This window comes from Chryseobacterium angstadtii, from assembly GCF_001045465.1.
In the GTDB taxonomy this organism is placed as follows: domain Bacteria; phylum Bacteroidota; class Bacteroidia; order Flavobacteriales; family Weeksellaceae; genus Chryseobacterium; species Chryseobacterium angstadtii.
The window spans coordinates 583,971-606,680 of sequence record NZ_LFND01000002.1 but is presented as its reverse complement, the minus strand read 5'-3'; the positions used below and the strand labels follow the sequence as shown (position 1 = coordinate 606,680).

Sequence of the window (22,710 nt, the reverse complement as noted above, 5' to 3'; positions counted from 1 at the left end):
ATAATAAAATGATTTTTGTCATCTTTTAAAGATCCTGTAAAAAGAACGACTTTCGTTAAAGGCTCTTAAACTGAGGATTATTGAATATCTTTGTTAAAAAATTATACATATGCAATTGGTAAAAGCAGGACTTTGTGCCTTTGGAATGAGCGGAAAAGTATTTCATGCTCCGTTTTTGAAAGAACATCCGGGATTTTTTATAGCTGCTATCGTAGAAAGAAGCAAAGAAGAATCTAAAGAAAAATATCCGGAAGCCACCATTTATAAATCTGTAGAAGAAATGCTTCAGGAGGCAGATATAGAACTGGTTATTATCAATACCCCTGTACAGACGCATTTTGAATACGCAAAAATGGCCCTTGAAGCAGGAAAAAATATTATCGTGGAAAAACCATTCACGGTAAGTGTTTCCGAAGCCGAACAATTGGTGAATCTCGCAGAGGAAAAAGGACTTTTTTTAAGCGTATATCAGAACAGAAGGTTCGATCGTGATTTTTTACAGGTTCATAAAATAATAAACGAAGGAAAATTAGGAACTATTAAAGAAGCAGAAATCCGGTTCGACAGATTCCGAACCACACCAAGCGGGAAACAGCATAAAGAAGATCCGCAGCAGACCGGATCAGGATCTCTGCATGATCTCGGCGCTCATCTGGTGGATCAGGCGGTACAGTATTTCGGGTATCCGGAAAAACTTTTTGCAGATGTATTTTCTATGAAAGGTGAGGAATATGCCAATGATTATTTCGAAATCCTGCTGTATTATAAAAACAACCTGAGAGTAAGACTGAAATCATCTGTTTTTACTAAAGAAGCTCACTACGCTTACACCATTCACGGTGAAAAAGGAAGTTTTCTTCAGGAAAGAACCGATAATCAGGAGAATGAGCTGGTTGCCGGAGCCATACCTGTTTACGGAAATGAATGGACCGAGCCATTGAAAGGAACAGATGGAATTCTCAATTTTTTAAATGAAAATTCAGAAACAGAAAGAATACTTACTTCCAGCGAACCCGGAAATTATATGGATTATTACCAGCAGATCTACGAGTACATAGTCTTCGGATATGCATTACCATCGCAGGGCAGGGAAGTGGTTCAGAATATGAAAATTATAGACGCTTCTATGGAAAGCTCAAAAGACGGGAGAGTAGTGAATTTGTAGGAGTGTTGTAGGGTTTGAGGGTTTGAGAGTGAGAGGGTTTGAGAGTAAGAGTGTTCGGGTGCAATGATATCAAAAGTCAATATCTTAAAACGCTTCCACCCTCCAATTCTCTCACTCTCAAACCCTCAAACATATTAAATTTCCTGAAGCTCCAGCCACCTCATTTCATATTCCTCAAGCTTTTCAGAAACAGCTTCCAACTCGGCGGAAAGCTGAGCTACTTTTTCATATTCTGTTTCATTATTAAGCTGATCCATGATTTTGGCGCGCTGCTGCTCAAGTTCAGGCATTTCTTTTTCTATAGTTTCAAGTTCCCGCTGTTCCTTGAAGGACATTTTTCTTTTTTTAGTAGACTGAGCGGTCTCAGCTACTGAAACGGTCTCTTTAACAGGCTCAGGCTTGGAAGGTGTATTTTTTTCCATAGCCTCTTCACGGCTTTTTGCTTCCCTGTATTCTGAGAAGTTTCCTACAAAATCTTTGATCTTTCCATTGCCTTCGAATGCAAGGATATGATCTACAATTCGGTCCATAAAATACCTGTCGTGAGATACAATGATCAGCGATCCCTGAAACTGCTGAAGGAAGTTTTCCAGAACGGTAAGGGTAGGAAGGTCAAGATCATTCGTAGGTTCATCAAAAATCAGGAAATTAGGATTCTGATAAAGAATGTACATCAGGTGAAGTCTTCTTTTTTCACCACCGGACAGTTTTGAAATTGGAGAATACTGCGTCTGATCATCAAACAGGAATAATCTTAAAAACTGTGAGGCAGAAAGACTCTTTCCATTGGCAAGAGGGTAGAATTCTGCAATCTCTTTGATAAAGTCTATAACACGTTCGTCTTCCTTATAAGTAAGTCCTTTTTGTGAAAAGTACCCGAAAGAAATGGTTTCTCCCGTTTCAATTTCGCCTTTGTCGAACTTTTCAAACCCTTGAATAATATTTAACAACGTAGATTTTCCGGCTCCGTTCTTTCCTACAATTCCCACTTTTTCTCCACGTTGGAACTGATAGCTGAAATCTTTCAACAATACTTTGTCTCCAAAGCTTTTATCAATGTTTTTCAGTTCAAGAATTTTATTACCCAGACGTTTCATTTCAAAATCCAGTTCCAGACCTTGTTTGCGGGTATCGGTTTTTGCTACTTTTTCAGTCTCGTAGAAAGAATCTATTCTGCTTTTTGACTTTGTAGTACGGGCTTTCGGCTGTCTTCGCATCCATTCCAGCTCCTTTCTGTACAGGTTATTCGCTTTATCAATCGTAGCATTCATATTGTCCTCACGAATCATTTTGTTTTCAAGGTAGGTTGCGTAAGAACCGTTGTGAAGATATAAATTCTGGTCTTCCATTTCCCAGATAATATCGCAGACACTGTCCAGGAAATAACGGTCGTGGGTAACCAGCAGTAATGTGATTTTTGCTTTTGTCAGATAATTTTCAAGCCATTCTACCATTTCCACATCAAGGTGGTTGGTAGGCTCATCCATAATCAGTAGGGTATGTTTGTGTTCTGCTCTGGTTTCTGTTAAAAGTTTTGCCAGTGCCACACGCTTCACCTGCCCTCCTGAAAGAGTGCCCATTTTGGCCTCCAGATCTGTGATTTTAAGCTGAGATAAAATCTGCTTCATCTCATTTTCCAGATCCCAGGCTTTGTGAGCTTCCATATCGTTCAGTGCTTTTTCAATGAAAGCATCATCTGTAGAATGAAGAGATTTATGGTAGTTTTTAAGCGCAAGAATAGGTTCCGAGTCCAAAGTCATCATAAACTCATCAATCGTAAGTTCCGGATTATAATCAATTTCCTGGTCAAATAAAACCACCTGGATATCCTTATTGATGACTACGGTGCCGCTGTCTGCAATTTCTTTCCCCATTAATATTTTAAGAAGGGTAGATTTTCCGCTTCCGTTTTTGGCAACAATGGCTATTTTATCTCCTTCATTGATGTGAAAAGAGATGTCTTTAAACAGAACTTTGATGCCGTAAGATTTTGTAAGATTTTCTGCAGAAACGTAATTCATCGGAATGTAATGGTTTGATATTGATTTTGAATTGAGCCGCAAAAGTACGAAAATGAATACTATTTTAACCTGAGTTCGGGATAGAAAGATTTCAGATCTTTAGGCTAAGGCTGAGATTTAGAAAGGTCGATGGTCAATTTTGCTATGCAAGTGAAATGAGAAAGTGCTCCAACTCCAGGATACGCCTCAAAATAACTCATCACTCATAATTTATCACTCATAAATTCCCCAAAATCAGGTTATTTTAAGATTTATTTAATACTTCAGAGCTGTTTTTCTGAAAACACATTTAGTAAATTTGAACGGATTTAAAACTCAGTTTAAATAATAATACCAAATCAGATTGAAATAATGAAAAGAGTAATTGTAGATATGGACGGGGTAATGGCAGACGTCTACCACCAACTTGTAAAATTTGAAAAAAGAGATTCAGGAAAAGAAATAGAGATCAGCAGTACAAAAGGACTTCCAGAAGTGGAGTCTTTTCCCAACGGAAAAAAACACGTGAATGAAATCGGTTTTTTCAGAACACTTCCGGTAATGGAAGGAAGCCAAAAAGCTCTGGAATATATTAACAACAAATATGATCTGTATATTGTTTCTGCAGGAATGGAGTTTCCGAACAGTTTAAGAGAAAAGTTCGACTGGTTGGCGGAACATTTCCCTTTCATAAGCTGGGAGCAGATTGTTTTATGCGGTAGTAAAAAAGTAGTGCAGGGAGATGTAATGATTGATGATTATCCTAAAAATCTGGATCATTTTGCCGGTGAAAAACTCATTTTTACCCAGCCTCATAATGAACTGATTGAAAATGAAAGCTACAAAAGAGTACACTCCTGGGAAGAAATCATGGCTATTCTGTAAGCAGAAAATTGAACGGAATTTTAGAATAAATAAATTAAATGCTCTGAGCTTAGGTTAAGAAAAGAAGGTAGAGCTTAGTCGCTTATGTTCTGTTGGTACCCTTGTCAAGGTTCAAAATCTTGACAAGGGTAGTTCCCAATAGCCTCTACTTTCCCGACACTCCTAAAAAAGAAATACTTTACCGAATTAAGGTTAAATAGCCTGTTTTTAAAATAAATTTAACTAAATCAGCGATAATTTTAATAAGGCATTGTGAATATTCAATCCTGGAAATAAGGAATTTTGCACCAAACTTATACCATGAATAAATTAAATGTCTTATTCTTTCTTTTAGTCAGCTATTCTTTCAGTGCACAGGTTGTTTCCGCAACCGTTATATCTAAAAATGAAAATACTCCGGTTCCTTATGTGAAAATAGGAGTAGAAAAAGAAAATACCGGAACCGTTTCCGATGAAAAAGGACATTTTTCCATTGATCTTTCAGGGCTGGATTCCACCCGGAAGCTGAGAATTGAAGTTCCCGGCTATGAACCTTATATGGAAACACTGCAGAATTTCAAAAAGCAGGATGGAAAACAGATCTTTTTAACAGAGAAAACTAAAAATATAAAAGAAGTCAGTATCAAACTGAAAAAGCTGGTTGATAAAAACTGGGGAGTCAATACAAAAACGAAGAGTGTTTTGTATTCCGTTAATCCACAGTTCAGAAAAGAAGATTTTCTCGGTGAAACGGCTTTGGCATTTAATGCAGGAAAAAGATCCAAGATTAAAAACATCAATCTGAACATTGCCAGTTATACATCGGATAAACCTGTACTGATGAGGTACAGCATTTACAGCGAAAAAAACGGCTTTCCGGATCAAAATATCCTGGACGAAGACATTACAGTAGAACTTACTCAGGATATGATTAAAGACGGAACCTACACTTTGGATGTTAATGACCATAATATCTGGGTACAGGGAAAATTTTTTATAGGTATTCAGTTTTTAAAAGAATTTGAAGGGCGGATTAATATCAGTGCAGCCCTTTTCAGAACCGGATTTATCAGAAAATTTTATGGAAACTGGGAAAAAGTCACACTGGCGGCGCCAGCCATTAATATAGATGTAAAAGTGGATAAAAACGCAAAAAATACCAATGACGAAACCGCTGCTTCAGGGGATGATCTTGAAGGATTGATCTCTGACACATCCCGATACAAAACAGAATCTGAAAACTCTGTGTACGGGAAGAACGAGTCTGCAGGCAGCTATCTTGAATTAAAGGATACAAAACTTTACTACGAAGTTTATGGCGAAGGAGAACCTCTTTTTCTTCTTCACGGAAACTCCGGAAGTATACAGGATTTTTACCAGCAGATTCCCGTACTTTCCAAACATTTCAAAGTGATTGCCGTAGATACAAGAGGACAGGGAAAAAGTGCAGATACTTCAAAAAAAGACTTTACTTATACCCAGTTTGCGGACGATATAAAAGCGCTTGCCAATAAGCTGGGAATGAAAAAGATCAATATTGCAGGCTGGAGTGACGGCGGAATTACAGGACTGGAGTTTTCAATCAAATACCCTGAAAATATCAATAAAATCATTGCTATCGGAGCCAATGCTTTTCCTGAAGGGGTTGATGAAAGACTTATTTCCCATATGAAAAATCAGTTGCTGGTTCTGAAGTTAGAAAACAAGCCTGAAAAATTCAACGAACGCAGGCTGGTGAAGATTATGCTCGATGAGCCTCATATCAGCAAAAAAGATCTTTCCGGTATCAAAAATCCGGTTTTGGTGATTGCAGGAGAGCGAGATGTCATTAAACATGATCACACCGAAATGATGGCGCAGCAGATTCCTAATTCAGAACTTAAAATTTATAAAGACGCCACCCATATGATTCCTTTTGAGCATGCGGATCAGCTTAATGAAGATATTCTGAGGTTTTTGGGAAAATAGACAGAGTTGCTGGAGAGTGTAAAGGCAAATAGGCTGTTGATTATTTATAAATCATCACTCATCATTCATCACTCATTGCCCATGATTCCTAGTCCAGTGTCAACCTTCTCAACGACCACAAGTTTCCATTGTAAATATCAAGGTCTATCTTTGAATTGATGCCGTGGACAATCCCATTTTCCGTAAACTGCCAGAAATCCCACGGGCCTTCCGGAGTAGGAGTGGGCACATCGTTATAATTGGCAAGCCAGATCGGGTAGCCATCAAATTCGCCTTTCAGGAAGTCTTTATAGTAATGATAATAAGTATAAATAATAGGCTTTTCACCATAGGTTTCTTCTACGATTTTGCACCATACTTTAAGATCTTCAATCAGTTTTTTATTGGTTTTCCGTTTTGGAATCTTTTCGATATCAAGGATAGGAGGAAGGTCGCCGCTTTCCAGCTTTACATTGGATAAAAAATTGTTGGCCTGAATGACAGGATCTTCATCGGCCCGGTAAAAATGATAGGCACCGCGGATCAGTTCGTGTTTTTTTGCCTGTTCCCAGAATTCATCGAAATGTTTGTCTGCATTGCGGTTTCCCATGGTTGCACGCATCACTACAAATTCCAGCGGAATGGTTTTGTTTCCAATGCTCAGGCTGTCCCATTTGATATCTTCCCGGTTCTGATAATGGGAAATATCAAAGCCGTAAGTTTTATCGAGATTGGCTGTAAGAATTTTCTGAATTCTTGCCGCTTCTTTCTCGCTGTTGTGAAGTTTTTTGTGATTGAATTTATTAAAGTATAATGCGTAATAATAGCTGATAGACTGCTTCAGATAAAATCCGGTTCCTATTAAAGCAAGAATTAAGATGGCTAATATTACTTTTCTCCGGAAAAAATAATTCTTCCGACGGTTCTCATGTACTTTTTTGGCAGTTTTTTTGGTGTACTTTCTGGGTGTCATAAAGTTTTACAAAACTAACTTTTTTCACTACTAAATGCTAAATAAAATCAGTAAATTTGTGTATTATGGAAACACGCGAAAAAATCATCATTATAGGAGGAGGATTTGCGGGGCTGCAGCTTGCAAAAACATTAAATAACAAGAACAAAAAAGTAATCGTTCTGGACCGGGTGAATCATCATATGTTTCAGCCGCTTTTTTATCAGGTTGCATGCGGAAGGATAGAACCTTCCAATATTTCCTTTCCTTTCCGGAAGATTTTTCAGCAGTCCAGAAATACACAGTTTCGTCTTACCGAAGTAAAAGAAATAGATCCTGTACACAACAGAGTGATTACGGATGAGGCCGAGTTTACCTATGATAAACTTATTATTGCTACAGGGTGTAAAACTAATTTCTTCGGAAACAAAGACATGGAATCGAGAGCTTTCGGGATGAAAAATACCCAGGAAGCCATAAGCATCAGAAACCATGTACTGATGACCTTTGAAAAACTGATTCTTGAAAAAAGCAGAAGCGACGATGGTAACTGGAATATCGTTATCGTAGGAAGCGGGCCTACGGGAGTAGAGCTGGCAGGAGCATTTGCCGAAATGAAAAAAGAAATTCTTCCCAGAGATTATCCGTACATGAACTTTGACCATCTGAAGATTATTCTGGTGAGTTCTACAGAAAAGCCACTGGCTGTAATGAGCAGCGAAGCACAGGAGAAATCAGAAAAATACCTTAAAGATCTTGGCGTTACTTTCCTGAGTGGAGAGATTGTTACAGATTACGACGGTAACAAAGTGTACATGAAAAGCGGCAAAGACATTCCTTCCAATAATGTGATCTGGGCAGCCGGTGTTACAGGAAATGTGGTAGATGGCTTTCCGGAAGATAAACTGGTAAGAAACAGATATATAGTAGACAGATTTAATAAAATAAAAGGGTACGATAATATTTATGCGGTGGGAGATATTGCCTACATGGAAACGCCAAAGTATCCACAGGGCCATCCGCAGGTAGCTAACGTAGCCATTAATCAGGCGAAAAATTTAGGTAAGAATTTACTAAAGAAGAACAGCAGTGACTGGACGGAGTATGAGTATAAAGATCAGGGTTCACTGGCAACTATCGGAAAACACAGAGCTGTGGTAGATCTTCCGTTTATCAAGTTTCAGGGGTTTCTGGCCTGGTACTTCTGGATGTTCCTCCACCTCATGCTCATTCTGAGTGTAAGAAATAAGCTGGCAGTATTTTTCAACTGGATGTGGAGCTATTTCAACAAAGATTCTTCTTTAAGATTAATTATTTCACCGAATAAGAAAAACGGTACATTACAATGAGAATTGATATAATAAGCGTACTTCCGGAATTGATGGAAAGTCCGTTTCAGACTTCTATTTTAAGAAGAGCAATAGATAAAGGGATAGTAGAAGTTCATTTTCACCATCTGAGAGACTGGGCCATCAATAAACACAGGCAGATTGATGACGAACCTTACGGAGGTGGAGCAGGAATGGTAATGATGATAGAACCTCTGGATAAATGCATTTCAGAGCTTAAATCCCAGAGAGAGTATGATGAGGTGATTTATCTGACGCCGGACGGGGTGACACTCAATCAGAAAATTGCCAATTCCTTATCCATTACGAAGAATCTGATCTTTCTCTGCGGCCACTATAAAGGAATTGATCAGAGAGTCCGGGATCTTCATATCACTAAAGAAATTTCCATCGGCGACTATGTGCTTACAGGCGGAGAGCTTGCGGCATGTGTCCTGGCAGATTCTATCATAAGACTGGTTCCCGGAGTTCTGAATGATGAGCAGAGTGCTCTTACAGACAGTTTTCAGGATGATCTTCTTTCGCCGCCCATCTATACAAGGCCTGAAGTTTATAAAGGTTTAGAGGTGCCAAAAGTTCTGTTAAGCGGAAATTTTGCACAAATTGAAGAATGGCGTCATAATGAGGCGGTAAGAATTACGGAGGAAAAACGTCCGGATTTACTTTAAAAATGATAAGTAAAATTCATTAAACCGCTACTTTTTTTCATATTCTTAGCAGAGTATAAATAAAACGGAATAGAAATTGTTATAATAGTTAATATTGATTGAAATTATTAATTAATTTTATCTATTTAAAGAATTTTATTTTTATTAAGTTGAAAAAAACGCATTATTTTAATTTTGTTTTGCCGATTGATAAATTGAAATACTTAATAATTTAGTCATATAAAAGCTTTCTTCTTGATGTTTTTTATTCAATAAGTTACATTTATTGTATAACATTAATGTAAAAATATTATAAATAAATTAACGGAATTTGAAAAAAAATAATAAATTTACAACGGAAAAGAAAGTGATAATTTTTAAGATAGCAATTTGTGCAGATGGAGATGTTCTCTTTTTACAATGTCGAAAACTTATTTTTACCTGATCCCAAGCCAATCCATAGGTTAGACCCAACGAAATCGGGATTAAAAAATTGGGACGGGCAGAGATACAGGAATAAGCTTTTTAAAATTTCACATGTTTTCCAGTTGATGAAGGACGAAAATGGTGTACTTCCATTCCTCATCGGGTTATCTGAAGTTTCCGGAAGGAAAGTTTTGGAAGATCTGGTTGAAATGGAACCCTTTAATTCAGAATACGGAATTGTACATTACAATTCTATGGATGAAAGAAAGGTAGATGTAGCCCTGCTGTATGATAAAAGCAAAGTAGAAATTATAGATTCAGAAACTATTACTTTCTTCTTTGAAATTATAAATAAAAAAAACACAGAAAATTACGACACAACCAGAGACGTACTATTTTCTAAAATTAAATATAAAGGAACTGTTGTTAATGTTTTTATCGCCCATCTTCCCTCCAAGCGAGAAAAAGACGTTAACAAGCCCAAAAGAGACTTTATCCTTAATGAGATCCGTTCGCGGATCCTGAAAATTGTACATGATGATAATGAACATGTGATATTGTGTGGTGATTTTAACGAAAACCCGGATGATGAAAATTTAGTAAAAATTCTCTACGACAACGATCATGAGAAGGTTTTAGTAAACCCTTTTCTAGAGTTGTTTTCAACAAGAAATTATTCTACTTTTCATTACAAGTCAGGACTGCTTTATGATCAAATCATTTTATCAAAATCACTTTTTGATAATGAGGTTTTGAATTTTCAGAGTGCCCATATTTTTAACTCTGAAAAAATAAGCAGCCGAGTAAAAAATTTTGAAGGACGACCCTTCCGAACCTATGCCGGTACACGGTACTTGGGCGGATACAGCGACCACTTTCCGGTTTTTGTGAAATTTGAAGAAACAAAAACATAAATAATAAAAAAGTAGAAAATGAAAAATTCAAGCAACACAAGTTATCATTTAGATTCAATTGACAAAGAGATCATCTACATGCTGATGGATAACGCCAAAACATCGTTAGCCCACATTTCAAAAAATGTTGGAATCTCTACAACAGCTGTACATCAAAGAATTAAGAAACTAGAGCACGCGGGAGTTATCGAAAACTCCATTTCTTTTCTGAATCCTAAAAAAATAGGATACAAGGTCATTTCTTATATCGGGGTATTTTTGGATCAGCCGAGCCATTATCCTGATGTTGTAAAATCTCTTCATGATGTAAACGAGGTAGTAGAAGCTCATTACACCACAGGAAATTACACCATCTTCTTAAAAGTTCTTTGTAAAGACAACGATCATCTGATGCAGATTCTTAACAAACTTCAGAAGTTTAAAGGGGTGACAAGAACAGAAACTTTCATATCTTTGGAACAAGGTATTTACAGACAACTGAAAGTATAAAGATTATGAACATTGCCCAATATTTGGATTCCACTTATTTGAAAACACCTGCACAGTCGGGAATATCAAACGAAGAAACATTACAATTAGATAAAAAACTAGCGCAGGAAGCCATAGAGCATGGTATTTTTGCCGTCATGATCCGACCGGATTATGTAGCAGAGATCAAAAAGTATATTCAGGAAAGAAATTCAAATGTTGCGGTAGGAACCGTGATAGGTTTTCATGAAGGAACCTATTCTATTGACGAGAAGCTTGCGGAAGCTTCAAAAGCAATTGAAGACGGAGCAGATGAACTGGATTTTGTTATTAATTATGCAGCCTATCTCCACGGAGATCAGGAACTGGTAAAAGAAGAATTTATACAATGTACGCAGCTGGGTCTGCAGCATCATAAAGTGGTAAAATGGATTATTGAAATTGCAGCACTTAATGATGATCAGATAGCGGCACTCACTAAAAATATTGCAGTCTGGGCAGAAGAAAACTTCGCTGAAAAAGACTTTCAAAATATTTTTGTAAAATCTTCTACAGGCTTTTATCAGACGGAAGGCGGAAAACCCAACGGAGCTACCTTTGAAGGCATTAAAATTATGCTGGATAATGCAGGGAAACTTCCTGTGAAAGCAGCCGGAGGAGTAAGAACGCCCGAAGATGCTGAGAAAATGATCAGAATGGGAGTGAAAAGAATTGGGACTTCCTCCGCATTGGCACTAATTAAAGACGAATCTTCATCCGAAGGTTATTAAAAAGCATAAAAAAACCATCAGATTCTGATGGTTTTTTATTTTATATCTGTGCCTGATATTCCTCGTAGAAAAGTTCGGTTTCCTTGATTAAGGCATCGATCTCTTCCAATGTATACACCTCAAGGAATTTTTTTCTGAATTCTTTAAAATGAGGAATACCGCGGAAATAATTGCTGTAGTGCTGTCTCATTTCAATAAGCCCTAATTTTTCCCCTTTCCACTCTACGCTCCATTCTGCATGCTGACGGACAGCCAGCAGACGGTCTGAAATAGTAGGCTCGGCAAGATGTTCACCTGTTTCGAAGAAATGTTTGATCTCATTAAAGATCCATGGATATCCAATAGCCGCACGGCCAATCATGATACCGTCACAGGCATATTTCTGCTTGTATTCAAGTGCTTTCTCCGGAGAATCAATATCCCCGTTCCCGAAAATAGGAATTTCAATATTAGGATTCTGCTTAATTCTGGAAATATGTTCCCAGTCCGCTTCACCTTTATACATCTGCGCACGCGTTCTTGCATGTATCGTCAGCGCTTTGATTCCTGTTTCCTGCAGACGTTCTGCTACTTCATCAATATTAATGCTGGTGCTGTCCCATCCTAAACGGGTTTTCACCGTTACAGGCAGATGAGTAGAGCTTACAACAGCTTTGGTAAGGCGTACCATAAGATCAATATCTTTAAGAACACCGGCTCCGGCTCCTTTACATACTACTTTTTTTACCGGACATCCGAAATTAATGTCTACCAGGTCCGGGTTTACGGTCTCTACAATTCTTGCAGACATTGCCATTGCTTCTTCGTCTCCACCAAAAATCTGGATTCCTACGGGTCTTTCATAATCGAAAATATCCAGCTTCTTGCGGCTTTTCATTGCATCACGAATCAAGCCCTCAGAAGAAATGAATTCTGAATACATCAGATCTGCCCCATGCATTTTACATAGACGTCTGAATGGAGGATCACTTACATCTTCCATCGGAGCCAGCAAAAGCGGAAATTCCGGCAGTTCTATATTGCCTATTTTTACCATGGCGCAAATTTACGAAATTCTAAACATTCGGGAATATGATAATTTCTATTGTGAAAATAGATTGGGAAATCAGGGGGAGAAGACACTAGATTTCAGACTGAGGCTAAGGTTAAGGCAGAGGTTTAGATTGAGATTAAGGCTATTATTTGATTCTCTCTATACACAAACCCTTCAACTCTCAAACTCTCAAACTTTCCAACTCTCTCACTCTCAAACTCTCAAACTCAATTAGAAACTTGCCTTTACCTGCATACTTCCGATATGAATCGTTCTTTCTCCGGAGTTTCTTCCTTCATAGTTTAAATTAAGCTGAAGGAATGAGTTGATGGCCTGTTGGATAAAGACACTCCACACCTGGTTTTTCCCAGGTTTAAGACCGTCCAGCATCTGATTTCCTACAATGCTGAAATTGTTTCCGGTGAAATTATTGTTGATAAAAGAGAAATTTCCACGGATGGAAGTTTTCTTGCGCTCCCACTGAATGGTACCCGTAATATCAAAAGCCTTCAGTAATTCTTCACCATCTATTCTTTTCTTCTGACGGTAAGCCGAAGAAAGCTCTGCCTGAATAGCATCCGTGAATTTATAGGTGGCTTTAGGCTTGGTTTCCACATTGTTCAGGCGATAATCTCTCGTAGCAAACAATTGTGAAGAGTTTTTAAGATCGTGAATAGAATTCTCCCAGTCAACTCTGAATTCCTTATTAAACCAATATCCGACATTGATGAAATGTGAAGTCTGCTCACGTTCTTCGTTACTGAAATTAGCATTGATGAGGTTGTCGTTGGTTATAAAACAGTAATTTCCATTCCAGCCTGATTTTTCAGTAGGGTTGAACTGTACCGAAGCCAGAATGTTCTGGTTTTTGAGAATCTGGTCGCTGTTCTTTTCAAACGGATTCAATACCAGAACTTTGTCTTTTTTATAGAAAGAGTTTTGTGAATTTAACGAGACATTGAAATTCCAGCGCTTTAAAAATGCATTTTCAGAATTGAAAACTATAGATGGGTTGACGAACAATGCCAGCTGTATTTTATTTTTATTTGAAGGAATATAACGCACCGAATTCGTATAAATCCGGATGTACTGCGCCAGATCGGAATACTCGGCAATTTCGAATTCGTCGAGCTGTTGAACGCTGTCACCATTGTAATCGGTCCATTTATAAACCCCTTGTCCGTCCGTTACTTTAAGATATTGGAACTCTCTCTGCGCCTCCTGTCCGTTTCCAAGTTCATAAAAAGCCTGAAGTCTCATCCCGTTTCTGAAAAGCTGCTGATTATAAAGAATATTTCCGACAACAAAATCGTTATTTCGGGTCATATCAGCATTCTCGTTTTGGTAGAAGAATTTTCTATAATGGATAAGAGCGTTTAAAGTGGTTTTTTCTGTTTTGATCAACTGACTTTCTGCCATGAAGCCCAGAATATTGTTCATACTCTGCAGCCTGTTGTCGCGTACAGAGTCATTATCCCTCATATAAACCTTTGCCAGGAGTTTTGTACGCGTACTGTCTCCAATCTTTTTCTGTACGAAAATTTCTTTCCAGCTGAAACTTGTGACATCCATGAGTTGGGTATCATTATACTTTTTCTCATTATGTTCCATACTTCCTCCAATGGCCCAGCTTCCTTTTTTACCGGTAAACTCGGTAGAAACTCCACCACGGATAAATTTAGTGTCCTGAAGGGTAGCATTGGTATTCAGATAAGACAGATTTCCTTTTGTAAAGAATTTCCCGGTGATCCAGCCAAAATCCAGATCATTTTTTATTCCTTTATAAGTGTCCTGCTCATCCAGGTAATTGATTCTGTAGTTCAGGGTAGACTTATTATTCCACTTGTTTAAAAAGCTGAAAATAAATCTGTTTTGGGTTCTTTGGCTGAATTCCTGCGCTAAGTTGAAATCTCTTGAGAATTCCACATCATTAATACGGTCAAGAATATGGAACTGCTTATCAATGTATTGGTATTCGAAACTTGGAGTTCCTTTCCAATTGCTTTTTGTAAAACTTTTATTTCCGTAAACGCGCCATGCATAGCCCATGTTTTGAGCGGCGTCCTTTGATGAAAAAAGATTGAGGTCATAATTGCTCAGAGAGAAGTCAGCACCTATTTTTCCTTCCTTTAAAAGATATTCTGAATTCACAGAGTACACCTGTGATTTCTGAGGGGAAGGAAGCTTTCTTACTGCTTTATAATCTCCCATATTATTCCCGACATACTCAAATACACGTCCGTTATTGGTAGTCTGCGTAATTTTATAATCTCCCTTATTGAGACCGAAATAAGTGAAAGAAACCTGATAAAGCGTTTCGTTCTGATCTGTAGAAAATTCATAAAAACTCCCCGCAGGATTCAGTCGGTAAAGGATTTTGTTGACATCATATGCTGTAACCACACCGGATGGGGCGTACATCAGATTCGGATCATTTCCTGCATTGGCCAGGATCTGTTCATCTTCTTTGGAAAGATTTAAAGAGAGTGGGGCATTTTTATTGTCATTTTCCATGAACCAATTTAAGCCTACTTTGAATTTTTCTCTTTGATGTTCAACTTTTCCTGTAAACAAATATCTGGAATAATTTCTGTTCGTATAGTTATAGGAAATAGTAATAAAATTCTGCTGGAAAATAGGTCGGAAACTGGTGAATGTCACCTCTCCGGTATTATAATTAATGATATAATCCTGATTTTCTCCACGCTTCATAAGGATACCATCAATAAATACCTGCTCAGAACCGGAAATAAGGGTGATGAACTGTTCCCCGTTTTTCCCGGTCAGACGGTAAGGTCCCTGGTTACCTTCAACCCCCTGAAAACGGACTCTGTGAAATTCACTTCGGGCCACACCCATAGATACATCTACAAATGTTTTATTATCTTTTCCGAATTCGGTCTGAAACTGAAGCCCCATGCTTCGTCTCTGGTATTTTGCAAAATAAGTTTTGGCTTCCAGAAGATCAAGATGCCCTGCTCTAAGGATTGATTTATCCTTAATATTAAGCTGCATATAAATCTTGTCGAATTCTTCCAGGGTTTGCGTATAGCCGTCCGCCTGAATAGGTAAATTATGATCTGAGATACTGGCCAGAATGGTAACGTCTTTTGACAACCTTCCGGAAATCTGAAGATCCATAGAACTCTGTACAGACTGCCCCTGATTGTTACCGAATGTAATTCCGCGGATAATGGAACCTTTAGAGTTCAGCTCTCCTAAAAATCTTTTCTTATCGTTTTTGGCGAGTACCGCTTCGTCTACAATTATTTTGTTATTGGTTCTTACAAAATCCAGGGTGTCCTTTGCAAAAATATCCCGTTCAAATTTAGCGGCCAGAATGCTGTCTTTTTTAATAGTATCTTCCGGAATATTGTTGGGGTTTTTCCACGAAAATATTTGTGCATAAGATGAAAATATGCCCATGAAAAACAAACCGATCAGAAGAAAAAGATTGCGCAAGCCTTTCAAAATAATTCGTAAAAATAACTAAAAAATGTTAATAGTAACGGTTTTGGCATTATTAACAAAAATTTAACCTAATTATTGTATTTGAAGAAAAAAATCATGTAATTTAGCCCTGGATATTATTAATTATATAATTTAAAAATCATGAAAAAAATTTATTCGTTAGCTTTACTTGCTTTGACCGGTTTTGCATTTGGTCAAATCAGTTTAACAGCACTCAACACAGCTTACACCCAAAACTTTGATGGTCTTGCCAATACAAGTACAGGTTCTTTAACCTTATCAGGAACTCTTGCAGGCTGGAGTGTTTCCGAAACAGGAGCCAATGCCAATGCTACCTACACTGCAGATACAGGTGCTTTGAATGCCGGAGATACTTATAGCTATGGTTCTACAGGGAGTACAGACAGAGCATTAGGATCTATCGCAAGTGGTAACCTTTTATCAAGATGGGGAGCTCAGTTTACCAACAATACAGGAAGCCCGATCACTCAGCTTGCAGTTGCATATACCGGAGAAGAATGGAGAATGGGGCAGGCGACCAGAGGAACAAATGATCAGATCACATTTGAATACAGTACAAATGCTACTTCACTTACTACAGGAACCTGGACTGGCGTATCCGCTTTAACGTATAATACTACTGATATTTCAGGAACAGCCGGAACAAGAGATGGTAATAGTGCAAGTTTGAGAACAGCTCTTAATTCTACTATTTCAGGATTAAATATTGCAGCAGGTCAAACATTCTGGATCAGATTTGTTGATGTAAACATTACCGGAACAGATGACGGTCTTGCTATTGATGATTTTTCACTTACTCCACAAGGTTCTGCATTAGCAACTATTGATAATAAAGTAGCCGATAAAGCATTTGTTAAAAACACTTCTGTTGAGAATGAAATTCATTTCGGATTAAAATCTGATATTAAAGTTTTCACAGCAGGTGGACAGCTGGTTAAAACTGCTTCCGTTAAAGAAAACGGAGTTTTAAATGTTGCAGATCTTCAGAAAGGAATTTATATTGTAACCGGAAATATTAATGGTAAAGCGGTTTCAGAGAAAATTATTAAAAGGTAATTTTAATTAATCATTAATTATATACCGTCATTTTAATAAAGTGACGGTTTTTTTGTACTTTTATATCATAAATTTAAAACTTTTTATAATGAAAAAAATCTTTACAGTTTTAGGATTAATTTCTGCAGCGGCATCAATGAATGCGCAGATTGTGATCAATGAAGTATATGGAGGCGGTGGAAACTCTGGATCTACATATAAAAATGATTTTGTTGAATTGAAAAATATAGGTTCAACTGTTGTTACTTTAACAGGAGCTACTTTACAATATGCTTCTGCCGCAGGTACTTTCAACCAGTATCATCCTCTACCTACCATTACTTTGAATCCTGGCCAAATGTTTTTAATACAGGAAAGCGCAGGTACTGGAGGTACAACTAATTTACCAACACCGGACTACATCGCTCCGATTCCTACCAATTTTGGTACAGGAACAAACACAACCCCGGGGTTTGCAATGGCAGCGGGTGCCGGTAAAGTAGTTTTAGCCAATAACTCAGTACAGGTTACAACTCCTACAGATGCTAATGTGGTAGATTTTGTAGGGTATGGAACAACCGCAACTCAATTCGAAGGAACAGGGCCTGCTCCGGCTCCGTCAGCTGCTAATTCAGTAGCAAGAACAGCAGGTGATACCAATAATAATGCAGCAGATTTCGTAGCAGGTGCTCCGACTCCTCAAAATACTTCAGGTTCACTAGCTGTGTCTGATGTGAAAAATGCAAAAACAGCCAACTTCGTAAAAAATACTTTTGTAAAAAGCGACGAGATCACTTTCGGAGCTGATGTGAAGGATGTAAAAGTTTACAATATGTTCGGACAGGTGGTAAAAACTACTTCTGTTAAACAAAACGGAACCGTAAACGTTGCTGAGCTTGCCAAAGGAAATTATATCGTAACAGGAACGGTAAACAACGAGCCTGTATCTCAGAAGATCTTAAAAGACTAATTTCAGTTTTTTTTAAATATAAGCTCCGGCCATTTCGAAGAAATGGCCGGAGCCTTTTTTCTAAAGCTATCCTAATCATTAATTTTATTTGAAATATCTTAATGAATTGAATAGAAAATGTGTTTGATATTTTGCGGATGAGCTGATTCTTTAGTAATAATTAATTTTGTGGTACTGTTTTTGATATTTTGTTAGTGTAGAATAAGAACCTGAATCATATGAGTAGGAACCGTTTCTGCAAAAGCAAAAGTTAGTTTTCAATATAACATGTTAAAAGGAGCAGATGTATTTTTTACAGCTGCTTTTTTATTTTTAATACCATCCTCTTCGGGCTGCATTGATAACCGCACCCAGATTAAGAATCAAAGTATATCTGATACGTTTCCCGTAATCTTTAAAAGAAGGCTCAAACCCTAAAGACGATTGTATCGGGAAATATATTTCAAGAAAATCCGGAATTAGCCTCACTTTAATACCACTGTCCCAGATAAATTCTGCAGGACGGTTTTTATTTTTATAGATTCCGGCATCAGCATACACGTGAAATATCTTCCATACACTTGAATCTACATTGAAAGAAGTAATCCATTGGTTGACAGATCCGGGAAGGAAAGATTTAAAACCACCGTCAGCCAATATAAATTGTTGAGATAGCAGCCCGCTGTTAGCACTTTCACCCAAAAGATTATAAGAGAAAGAATAGTTGGATACCCTGGAAATTCCATAGTTAAACGTACTGTTTCGGGTATCGTTTCTTATAAAATAGCCGGCAAACAGACGGAGACTTAGTTTTTGTTTAGGGGCAAATTCCCATCTGTAAAAACCTTCAGCCGTAATTTTGTTGAAGTCCTCCATTCCCTGAGTGCTTAAACTTAAACTTTTTTCATGGATCATCTGGCTGTCGCTGTAGCCATATCCTGCGGTCCACAGATTATACTTGCCATAATCTCTGTTCGCTACCATTCGGGGGCTCAGATCTCTTTCCAGGTAATTATAAGAAAACCCGATACTTCTGCTTACCGTGCTTCGTGGATTCTTTCTAAAATTGAAACTGGAAAATACAGAACCTTTTCTGTAAGCCAATCCGTAATCATAGTGGAAATAAGAACCTGAAACACCAAAAGTGATACTTCTGAAAATACTTTCGGCAGGAAGGAAAGAGTAGGAGACCGCTCCCGATCCTGTCAGCTTTCCGGTTCCGGTACTGTAGGTTGGGGTAAAAGAGTACAGAAACTTCTGATCGAAGAAAGACTGATTCTTTAAGTTCACTCCCAGAAGGAATTTATCATATGTGTTGTTAAAACGTACCCTCGGGCTGATGTATATTTCGTTATATTCAGGATTGGGAATATCCTTGATAAGCTTAAACTTTATTTTTTTAGCATTCGAAAAAATTCCTTTTGCATATAAAAAATTGTCCCGGTATTTAGATTCTGGGAAAATATAATCACTGTTAAGCGTAACTTTATGAATGTCTTCAGAAGCCGGAAGAGAAAAATTGGTCATCCGGTCGCTTTCCGTTTCTATCCAGTAGGATTTTTTTTCACCCTCACTCGTTTTGGTTTCTAATTTTACCGGAATAGGAGAGTCTGTATTTTTTGCGATCTTAATGCTTAAAGAGTCATCCTCCTTTCTCACTGTTTTCAATCGGAAGTTCACCCTGTTTTTTTGTTTTAAAAAATCAGAAAGATAGGCTGACGTTTTTTCTTTTTCGGCCAGCTCTTTAAGAAAATCTTCCGGATTTATCTGTCTGTCTGTATTTTTTGAGATATAATCCTTTAAAATACTGTTAAAACGGTCATAACCCATTTTATCAGCAGTATAATTGAAAAGACTCCCTGTTTCAAAGCTGCTGACAGCCATATTGTTGAAATTGCTCAAAACCGTAAATTTTTCACTGATCTTCTGATCAAGGTTTTGAGACGTAATATATTGATAAGCGAGTCCGTAACGGTCAATAAGTTTTACTTCCGATGCATGAAACAGTTTCAGAGGTTTTACTCCGAAAATACGGGTTTCGGGAAGATTTCCCAATAATTTGGTGTCTTTGTAGAACTTTTGGATGTACTGGATTTCCAGATACGATTTCAATCCGTTTTTGAACCAGTGATGGTCCTGTTTATCGGCAATGATACCTTCGTCAAGGATTTTTTTTGCGATGATTCCGAAATAATCGAGATCTGTTTTTTCAGCATCAGTGAACAGTTGAAATCTGAACTTCCAGAAAGTGATATCATTGTTTCCGAAGAAATCTTCCGCAGATCTGAACTTATCCGAAATAAAAAGATCTTTCGGAAGGAAACCCGTTTTTTCCTTGATAAACTTTAAATGTAAAGGCAGGTAAAATTCAAGATTCTGCTTCTCTTCCGGTTTCAGACTGTATCCGAATTTAATGGTGGTGTCTGCTCCATCCACATTGACTGTGATGGAAGGAAGCCCGTTTTGAGAAATAATAAATTCGGGATCAGAATCAAGATAGCCCTTGAAAGAATTCATCTGGGTTTGAGGAAGATTCCCTTCGATAAAGCTGTTCGGCGGAAGATCAAAGTTGATCGTCCAGAAAGTATTGAAACTTACAGACTCCTCAATATCATGATAATTTCTTTTGGAAATATTGTCCGGATCGAAACGATCCGGAACAATAAAGAAATATTTTAAAGCTGTTGTAGTATCGGAAGTACCGTATCCCGTAAATTTTTTATCAGGAAGGATCATCCGGTACTGAAGCTGCAATTTGATGCTTTCGCCAGGTTTTAAAGCCTCTTTAAGAGCAAGAAAAAGATTTTCATCTGTCGTGGAATTCACAGAAACAGGCTGCTGAGCCGAATCTTTAATCTGTAAATCCAGAAGTTTAGCCAGCTGCTCTGGTTTTGCAAAATGCAGATCGCTGCTCCGGTCTTCCAGTTTTCTGTATACCAGTGAGGTTCCTCTTTTGTTGTAAGCAGAAACCCAGTTGAGGAGCTTCACCGAATGCAGGTCTTTATCAGAATGATTGTAATACACCATTTCCTGATTGACCTCCAGCGTCTTCCTGTCGGCAGATAATTTTGCTTCAATATATATGCTGTCTTTCTGCCCGGAAATCTGTATAATTCCCCAAAACAAAATAAGACATGTGGTGATCTTTTTCAATATCCTGTGATAAAGCCCAAATATAAACTTATTTTGAAAATATTCAACAGGATTTTAGCCGTGGATCTCGTTTTTTTGCAAAGAATTAATATACGCGCTCCAGCCCTCGTTTTTATACGTAATAGCGGCCGTTTCAGGATCATTGGATTTGTAGATTCCTCTTCCGACAATAATGAAGTCGGTATGAAGCATTTTGAAAACATGTTCAGGCGTATTGTATTGCTGTCCTTTTCCGTCTCCTGAATCTGCAAGATTCACTCCCGGCGTGAAAAGAAGAAGCTCTTCAGGAATCGGGTTTTGTGATACGCCTCCAATTACATTCGGGTGGGATGATGCTATTTTTAAAGCCTCTTCACGGTAACTGGCCGTAGTCAGTGCTCCTTTGGAAGACATCCCCACAATAGCTACTACACCTACATTTTTAAAGCAGTCTAAGGATTCAAATCCTCCGATCACCTGTGAAGTGACAAAATCTGCCCAGTCTGTAATTTTAAATACACCGCTGGTAAACTGAAGTTCCTGCGTATTTCCGATATCTGCAAACTTTCTGTCTTCCATCAATAAGAATCTGTGCTTTTCAGCCAATGCTTTTAATGGAGTAATGGTTTTTTCATATTCAAAATCTGAAATGATATCAATATGGGTCTTTAAAGCGATCACGTGTGGCCCTACCTTTTCTGCCAGGTCAAGAAGTTCCTGTGTAGTAGTAACATCTGCAGAGGCAATCAGGTTTGATTTTTTAGCCAAAGCGGTTTCCAATAGCTTTTTAGAAACTGAGTGTTGGGCGTGTTGAAGCTTCTGCTCGTAAGAACTTCTTATTTTTTCTTCAAACTGAATGTGGTTCCCCTGAAGGAAATCCTGGATTCTCTTTACTTCTTCATCCGAAAGTTCTCCGGTTTCCTGAAGAATAGCGCAGACTTCTGAGATATTGAACAGCGTATGAACTCTGTAGCCTTTGCTTTCCAATAACTGTTTTCCGCCCTGTTCTCTGTCAAGAACCACAACAATATCGGCTACTTTAAGGTCTTCCTGCTCTACTTCGGCAATGGTTTCTACAAGAGATTTTCCTGAAGTAATGACATCTTCTACCAACAGGCAGTTCTGTCCTTTCTGGTAAATTCCTTCAATGAGCTTTTTAGTTCCGTAGCTTTTAGCCTCTTTTCTTTTAATAATTAATGGAATGTAGCTTTCCAGAGACATTGCAGTGGCCATCGGAAGAGCAGCATAAGGCACTCCGCAGATTAAATCAAAATTATCCAGTGGAAGCATTTCCAGTAAATAATTAGCCAGATTTTTTAGGATTTTAGGGTCTGAAGCCAAAGGTCTCAGGTCTACGTAGAACGGACTTTCAATGCCACTTTTCAGAGTAAATCTTCCGAATTTGATGATGCCCAGTTTGTAGCACTCTAAGAAAAATTCTTTTTTACTTTCCATTATTTTTTATTAGATAGTGCAAATTTAAGGATTTGAAATAAGGCTTAAAAATTTATCAGGCAATTGTCATTAAAAAACCACCCTGAATGTTTCAGAGTGGCTTCAATGTTAT

At 37.9% G+C, this 22,710-nt stretch carries 16 protein-coding genes; 10 read left to right on the top strand and 6 right to left on the bottom strand.

What is annotated here, in order from left to right; translation table 11 throughout:
- The first annotated feature begins 109 nt into the window (after positions 1 to 109).
- On the top strand, positions 110 to 1,165 hold the full coding sequence (locus ACM46_RS08065) for a Gfo/Idh/MocA family oxidoreductase (protein WP_048506104.1): 1,056 nt from the start codon (positions 110 to 112) through the stop codon (positions 1,163 to 1,165).
- Between the two features lie 134 nt (positions 1,166 to 1,299).
- Here ACM46_RS08065 and ACM46_RS08060 read toward each other — a convergent pair whose 3' ends face one another.
- Positions 1,300 to 3,186 carry an ABC-F family ATP-binding cassette domain-containing protein gene (locus ACM46_RS08060; protein ID WP_048506103.1) on the bottom strand — a complete coding sequence of 629 codons (1,887 nt, stop codon included), beginning with the start codon at positions 3,184 to 3,186 and terminating at the stop codon, positions 1,300 to 1,302.
- Between the two features lie 351 nt (positions 3,187 to 3,537).
- Between ACM46_RS08060 and ACM46_RS08055 the strand changes: the two genes are divergently transcribed.
- Both ACM46_RS08055 and ACM46_RS08050 read left to right on the top strand, forming a co-directional pair.
- The gene (locus tag ACM46_RS08055) at positions 3,538 to 4,050 is read left to right on the top strand and encodes a 5' nucleotidase, NT5C type (protein WP_048506102.1); all 513 of its coding nucleotides are present in this window, start codon (positions 3,538 to 3,540) and stop codon (positions 4,048 to 4,050) included.
- Positions 4,051 to 4,350: 300 nt separating this feature from the next.
- Entirely contained in the window at positions 4,351 to 5,997 is a 1,647-nt protein-coding gene (locus ACM46_RS08050) for an alpha/beta fold hydrolase (protein ID WP_048506101.1), read from the top strand.
- An 88-nt stretch (positions 5,998 to 6,085) separates the two neighbouring features.
- Here ACM46_RS08050 and ACM46_RS08045 read toward each other — a convergent pair whose 3' ends face one another.
- On the bottom strand, positions 6,086 to 6,949 hold the full coding sequence (locus tag ACM46_RS08045; RefSeq protein ID WP_048506100.1) for a glycoside hydrolase family 25 protein: 864 nt from the start codon (positions 6,947 to 6,949) through the stop codon (positions 6,086 to 6,088).
- Between the two features lie 65 nt (positions 6,950 to 7,014).
- Between ACM46_RS08045 and ACM46_RS08040 the strand changes: the two genes are divergently transcribed.
- The 5 genes from ACM46_RS08040 (at position 7,015) to deoC (ending at position 11,502) form a co-directional block, all read left to right on the top strand.
- Positions 7,015 to 8,277: an NAD(P)/FAD-dependent oxidoreductase gene (locus tag ACM46_RS08040; protein WP_048506099.1), complete on the top strand. Its 1,263-nt coding sequence runs from the start codon at positions 7,015 to 7,017 to the stop codon at positions 8,275 to 8,277.
- The gene (trmD, locus tag ACM46_RS08035; protein WP_048506098.1) at positions 8,274 to 8,945 is read left to right on the top strand and encodes a tRNA (guanosine(37)-N1)-methyltransferase TrmD; all 672 of its coding nucleotides are present in this window, start codon (positions 8,274 to 8,276) and stop codon (positions 8,943 to 8,945) included. Before ACM46_RS08040 ends, trmD begins: the two co-directional genes overlap by 4 nt.
- A 377-nt stretch (positions 8,946 to 9,322) precedes the next feature.
- Positions 9,323 to 10,264, top strand: a complete 942-nt coding sequence (locus ACM46_RS08030) for an endonuclease/exonuclease/phosphatase family protein (RefSeq protein ID WP_048506097.1) — start codon at positions 9,323 to 9,325, stop codon at positions 10,262 to 10,264.
- 18 nt (positions 10,265 to 10,282) lie between these two features.
- Positions 10,283 to 10,753 carry an Lrp/AsnC ligand binding domain-containing protein gene (locus ACM46_RS08025; protein WP_034723648.1) on the top strand — a complete coding sequence of 157 codons (471 nt, stop codon included), beginning with the start codon at positions 10,283 to 10,285 and terminating at the stop codon, positions 10,751 to 10,753.
- A 5-nt stretch (positions 10,754 to 10,758) separates the two neighbouring features.
- Positions 10,759 to 11,502 carry a deoxyribose-phosphate aldolase gene (gene deoC / locus ACM46_RS08020; RefSeq protein ID WP_420911829.1) on the top strand — a complete coding sequence of 248 codons (744 nt, stop codon included), beginning with the start codon at positions 10,759 to 10,761 and terminating at the stop codon, positions 11,500 to 11,502.
- A gap of 40 nt (positions 11,503 to 11,542) precedes the next feature.
- On the opposite strand, the gene dusB is transcribed toward deoC, so the two are convergent.
- Positions 11,543 to 12,538 (bottom strand): tRNA dihydrouridine synthase DusB, encoded by a 996-nt coding sequence (dusB, locus tag ACM46_RS08015; RefSeq protein ID WP_048506095.1) that lies wholly within the window; start codon positions 12,536 to 12,538, stop codon positions 11,543 to 11,545.
- Positions 12,539 to 12,766: 228 nt separating this feature from the next.
- Positions 12,767 to 15,961 carry a hypothetical protein gene (locus tag ACM46_RS08005; RefSeq protein ID WP_048506093.1) on the bottom strand — a complete coding sequence of 1,065 codons (3,195 nt, stop codon included), beginning with the start codon at positions 15,959 to 15,961 and terminating at the stop codon, positions 12,767 to 12,769.
- A 186-nt stretch (positions 15,962 to 16,147) separates the two neighbouring features.
- Between ACM46_RS08005 and ACM46_RS08000 the strand changes: the two genes are divergently transcribed.
- Positions 16,148 to 17,083, top strand: coding sequence for a T9SS type A sorting domain-containing protein (locus ACM46_RS08000; RefSeq protein ID WP_048506092.1), 936 nt, complete (start codon positions 16,148 to 16,150; stop codon positions 17,081 to 17,083).
- An 88-nt stretch (positions 17,084 to 17,171) separates the two neighbouring features.
- On the top strand, positions 17,172 to 18,032 hold the full coding sequence (locus ACM46_RS07995; RefSeq protein ID WP_048506091.1) for a lamin tail domain-containing protein: 861 nt from the start codon (positions 17,172 to 17,174) through the stop codon (positions 18,030 to 18,032).
- A 312-nt stretch (positions 18,033 to 18,344) separates the two neighbouring features.
- Here the strand turns inward: ACM46_RS07995 and ACM46_RS07990 are convergent, their stop codons facing one another.
- Both ACM46_RS07990 and pyrF read right to left on the bottom strand, forming a co-directional pair.
- On the bottom strand, positions 18,345 to 21,164 hold the full coding sequence (locus ACM46_RS07990; RefSeq protein WP_241485980.1) for a gluzincin family metallopeptidase: 2,820 nt from the start codon (positions 21,162 to 21,164) through the stop codon (positions 18,345 to 18,347).
- Between the two features lie 54 nt (positions 21,165 to 21,218).
- A complete protein-coding gene (gene pyrF / locus ACM46_RS07985; RefSeq protein ID WP_048506090.1) occupies positions 21,219 to 22,598 on the bottom strand; it encodes an orotidine-5'-phosphate decarboxylase in 1,380 nt (459 codons plus the stop codon).
- Positions 22,599 to 22,710 lie beyond the last annotated feature (112 nt).